At 75.2% G+C, this 5,506-nt stretch carries 1 protein-coding gene; it reads right to left on the bottom strand.

Annotation, left to right across the window (positions count from 1 at the left end; all coding sequences use genetic code 11):
* Window positions 1–5,506 (bottom strand): type I polyketide synthase (locus BFF77_RS00005; RefSeq protein ID WP_141698315.1); only part of this gene is annotated, 5,506 nt, incomplete at both ends.

Consider the following 5,506-nt stretch of genomic DNA (forward strand, 5'->3'; position numbering starts at 1 on the left):
CGCCTCGGCGAAGACCGGGAACCGCCCGTACAGCTCACGGCCCATCCCGAGCCGCTGCGAGCCCTGGCCGGAGAAGAGGAAGGCGCGCTTGCCCGCCTTCTCCACCTTGTGCTCGACCAGCTCGGGCAGTGTGTTCCCCTCGGCCAGCGCGGTGAGGCCGTCGAGCAGACCGCCGCGTTCGGTGACGGTCAGGGCGGCCCGGTGCTCGAAGACCGAGCGGGTCGTCGCGAGCGAGAAGGCGAGATCGGTCAGCGGGACATCAGGACGGGCGGTCACCCGCGCGAGCAGCCTGCGGGCCTGGTCGCGCAGCGCGTTCCCGGTCCGGCCGGAGAGCAGCACCGGCACGGTGGTCACCTCGCGCCCGCCGGACGGCGCGTCGGTGCCGGTGTCGGCCTCCGGCGCCTGCTCCAGGATCAGATGCGCGTTCGTACCGCTGGCTCCGAACGAGGAGACTCCGGCCCGGCGCGGCCGGTCCGAGTCGGGCCAGGCGGTCTGCTCGGTGAGCAGCCGGGCCGCGCCCGCCGTCCAGTCCACCTGGGAGGTGGGGTTCTCGGCGTACAGCGACTTCGGCAGGATGCCGTGGCGCATCGCCATCACCATCTTGATCACGCCGGCCACGCCCGAAGCCGCCTGGGTGTGACCGATGTTGGTCTTGAGCGAACCGAGCAGGAGCGGGCGCCTCGGGTCGCGGTCCCGGCCGTAGGTGGCGAGCAGCGCCTGTGCCTCGATCGGGTCACCGAGCCTGGTGCCGGTGCCGTGCGCCTCCACCGCGTCCACGTCGGCGGGCGTCAGACCGGAGTTGGCGAGGGCCTGCCGGATCACCCGCTGCTGCGCGGGCCCGCTCGGCGCGGTCAGTCCGTTGGAGGCGCCGTCCTGGTTGATGGCCGAGCCGCGCAGGACCGCCAGTACGCGATGGCCGTTGCGGCGCGCGTCGGAGAGCCGCTCGACGACCAGCATGCCCACGCCCTCGGACCAGCCGGTGCCGTCCGCCGCCTCGGAGAACGCCTTGCACCGGCCGTCGGGCGAGAGCGCGCCCTGGGCGCTGAACTCGACGAAGCCCGTCGGAGTGGCCATCACGGTGACCCCGCCGGCCAGGGCGATGGAGCACTCGCCGGAGCGGAGGGCCTGGGCGGCGAGATGCAGGGCGACCAGCGACGAGGAGCAGGCGGTGTCCACGGAGACCGTCGGTCCCTGGAGTCCGAAGGAGTACGCCAGCCGGCCGGAGAGCAGGCTCGCCGACTGCGCGGTCTCCCACTGGCCCGCCTCGGCGGGGGGCCGGTAGTCGCCGCTGCCGCCTCCGACGTACACACCGGTGGTGCTGCCCCGCAGTGCCGTCGCGTCGACACCCGCCCGCTCCAGTGCCTCCCAGGCGGCTTCGAGCACGATGCGCTGCTGCGGATCCATCACGAGGGCCTCGCGCGGCGAGATGCCGAACAGTCCCGGATCGAAGTCGGCCGCGTCGTGGAGGAAGCCGCCGTGGCCGGTGGCGCTGCGTCCGCGTCCGCCCTCCGGCGGGCCGCCGAGCAGGGTGTCGAGGTCCCAGCCCCGGTCGACGGGGAACTCGCCCACGGCGTCGGTCCCTTCGGTGACGAGCCGCCACAGCTCCTCGGGCGAGGTGACACCGCCCGGGTAGCGGCAGGCCATGCCGATGATCACGACCGGGTCGTCGCCCGTGCGCGCCGGGGCCGCGGCGGGTGCCGTGGTGACGGGCGCCTGATCGGCGGTGGGCTCACCGAGCAGCGACGTGCGCAGATGCACGGCGAGTTCGGCCGGCGTCGGATGGTCGAAGACCAGGGTCGCGGGCAGGGTCAGCCCGGTCGCGTCCTTGAGCCGGTCGCGCAGATCGACGGCGGTCAGGGAGTCGAAGCCCAGGTCGCGGAAGGGAAGGTCCGCCTCGACGGAGCCGGCGTCCGCGTGGCCGAGGACCAGGGCGACCTTCTCGGTGACCAGCGCGAGCGGCGCGTCGGCGCGTTCCGACTCGGGCAGACCGAGCAGCCACTGCCGGTAGGTGCCCGCCGCGGACCGCTCCTCCGCGCGGTCGCGGCCGGCCGCCTCAAGTGCGGCGCGGGCCTCGGGCAGTTCCGTGAACAGGGCGCTTCGGCGCGCCTCGGTGAAGGCCGGTGCGAAGGTCTCCCAGCGGACATCGGCCACGGTGACGGCGCTCTCGCCGTCGGCGACGGCCCGGCCGAGCGCGGCGAGCGCCGTGTCGGCGTCCATGACGGGCAGTCCGTTCAGCCGCAGATGCGCGGCCATCGCGTGGTCCACGGCCTCCGTCCAGGGACCCCAGGCGACCGTCAGCGCGGTGGCTCCCCGGGCGCGGCGGGCCCGGGCGAAGGACTCCAGCCAGGCGCTGAACGCGGCCTCGGTCCCCCGGCCGCGTACGCCCCAGACGCCGGCGATCGAACCGAACAGGACGAAGGCGTCCAGCGGCCGGTCGCCGAGAACCGTGTCGAGCTGGACGACACCGGCGAGGGCCGAGGAGAGCGCGGCCTCGGAGTCGCCGTCCGGCTCCTGTGTGTGGACGACGGCGGTGAGCGGGGTGTCCTCGGGAACGGTGGCGAGCAGCGCGGTCAGAGCCGCCCGGTCGGAGAGGTCGCAGACGGCGAAGGTGACCGTGGCGCCGAGCCGCTTCAGCTCGGCTTCGAGTGCCTCCGTACCGGCGAGGTCGGACGGACGCCGGCCGGTCAGCAGCAGATGGCGGGCGCCCTCACGGGCCAGCCGGCGGGCGGCCCGGCCGCCCATGGCGCCCGTACCGCCGACGACGAGCACGGTACCGGCGGGCCGCCACGCTCCCTCTTCGGCAGAGGCCGTGGCGGTCGTACGGACCAGCCGCCTGGCGAAGGCTCCGCCGGCGCGGACCGCGATCTGGTCCTCGCCGTCCGATGCGGTCAGGGCCGCGGCGAAGGCGGCGCCCGCCCGCTCGTCCGGTGACGGCGGCAGATCGATCAGCCCGCCCCAGCGAGCGGGATGCTCCAGCGCGGCGACCCGCCCCCAGCCCCAGACGGTGGCCTGTCCCACGTTGAGCGGTGCCTCGGACGGAGCGACGGAGACCGCGCCCCGGGTGACGCACCACAGCGGTGCGTCGATGCCCGCCGCGTCCAGGGCCGCCAGCAGCGCGGCGGGCCCGGCCGCCTCCGCGGGCAGCCCGTCGGCCCCGGTGGCGAGCAGTGAGACGACGCCGGTGAAACGGGTCCCGTCGCCGGCCGCCGACACCAGCCGGGCCACCAGCCCGGTGTCGTCGGACGCGGCGAGGAGGTCCGCCTCCACCCGTACGGTGTCCGCGCCCAGCGCCTCGACGGCGGCGGCCGTCCACCTGTCCTCGGCACCGGCCGGCGTGATCGCCAGCCAGGGACCCGACGGCGCGGCCCCGGTGGTCCCGGGCAGCTCCGTCCAGGACTCGCGGTAGTGCCAGTTCGCGCCGGCGGACCGCTCGTCGCGGCGACGGCGCCACGCGGAGAGCGCGGGCACCATCGTGGTGACGGTCCCGCCGTCCAGGTCCAGCGAGGCGGCGAGCGACTCCAGGTCCTCCCGCTCCACCGCCGCCCAGAACTCCGCGTCGACCGGCTCCCGCCGACCGCCCACCGCCCCGGACCCGGCCGCTGAGGCGGCCTCGGGCCAGTACCGCTCGCGCTGGAAGGCGTACGTCGGCAGCTCCACCCGGCGCGCGCCGGTGCCGTCGAAGAACGCGGCCCAGCGCGGGCCCGTCCCCCGGGTGTGCAGCGTGGCGAGCGCCGCGACCACGGCCGCCTCCTCGCCCCGGCCCGCGCGGAGCAGCGGCACCGCCGCGGGAGCGGGCTCGGCTCCGTCCAGGCTCTGCCGGGCCGCCGCGCAGAGCACGCCGTCCGGCCCGAGCTCGACGAAGGCGAGGACTCCGGCGTCGCGCAGCGTCCGTACCCCGTCGGCGAACCGCACGGTCTCGCGGACATGCCGTACCCAGTAGGCGGGCGAGCGCAGTTCGCCGGAGACCGCCAGGGCACCGGTCAGATTCGACACCACCGGGATCCTCGGCTCGTGGTACGCGACGGTCCCGGCGACCCGGGCGAAGTCCGCGAGCATCGGGTCCATCAGCGGCGAGTGGAACGCGTGCGAGACCCGCAGCCGCCTGGTCCTGCGGCCCTCGGCCGCGAAGAGTTCGGCGATCTCCAGGACGGCGTCCTCGGCGCCCGAGACGACCAGCGCCTCGGGGCCGTTGACCGCCGCGATCGACACGCTCCCGCCCAGCAGCGGGGTGATCTCGTCCTCGGTGGCCTGGAGCGCGACCATCGCGCCGGTCCGCGGGAGCGCCTGCATGAGCGAGGCGCGCGCCGCCACCAGCCGGCAGGCGTCGGCCAGGGTGAACACCCCGGCCACATGGGCGGCGGTGATCTCCCCGATGGAGTGCCCGGCCACGAAGTCCGGTGTCAGACCCCATGATTCGGCGAGCCGGAAGAGCGCCACCTCGACGGCGAACAGCGCGGGCTGGGTCCAGCCGGTCTCGTCCAGCAGCTCCGACTCGAAGGTGCCCGGCTCGGCGAAGAGCGCCTCACGCAGCGGGAACTCCAGCTCGGTGTCGAGATGGGCGAGCACCGCGTCCAGCGCCTCGGCGAAGACCGGGAACCGTCCGTACAGCTCCCGGCCCATCGCGCCGCGCTGGCTGCCCTGTCCGGAGAAGAGGAACGCGGTCCCGCCGGGAGCGCGGCCGGCCGTTCCGCGGGCGATCTCCCGTACGCCGTCGGCGCCCGCGAGCAGGACCGCCCGGTGTGCGAAGACCGTACGGTCCGTGGCGAGGGAGTGCCCGATGTCGAGCGCGGAGAGCGCGGTGCCGGCGGTGAAGGCGGTGAGCCGGTCGATCTGGGCCTGGAGCGCCTCACGGGTCCTTCCGGAGACGATCCACGGCACGGCCCCGGGCGCCGCGCCGGGGGGCACGGTCCGCTCCGGGAGGGTCCGGGGCGCCGCTTCGACGGCCGGTGCCTGCTCCACGATGACATGCGCGTTCGTCCCGCTCACCCCGAACGCCGAGACGCCGGCCCGGCGCGGACGGCCGGTCCCGGGCCAGTCCTCCGGCTCCCGCAGCAGGGACACGGCGCCCGAGGACCAGTCGACATGGGTCGAGGGCGTGCCGAGGTGCAAGGTCTTCGGCAGAGTGCCGTGGCGCATCGCGAGCAGCATCTTGATGACGCCCGCGACTCCGGCCGCCGCCTGGGTGTGACCGATGTTGGACTTGACCGTACCGAGCAGGAGCGGGCGCTCCCGGTCCCGGCCGTAGGTGCTCAGCAGGGCCTGGGCCTCGATCGGGTCGCCCAGCGTGGTGCCGGTGCCGTGCGCCTCCACGGCGTCCACCTCGGCGGGTGTCAGTCCCGCCTCGGCGAGTGCCTGCCGGATCACCCGCTGCTGCGAGGGGCCGTTCGGCGCGGTGAGCCCGTTGGAGGCGCCGTCCTGGTTGACGGCTGTGGCGCGGATGATGCCCCGGACCTCGTGGCCGTTGCGCACGGCGTCGGAGAGCCGTTCCAGCACCAGGACGCCGACG

It is taken from the genome of Streptomyces lushanensis (assembly GCF_001700515.1).
GTDB classification, from domain to species: domain Bacteria; phylum Actinomycetota; class Actinomycetes; order Streptomycetales; family Streptomycetaceae; genus Streptomyces; species Streptomyces lushanensis.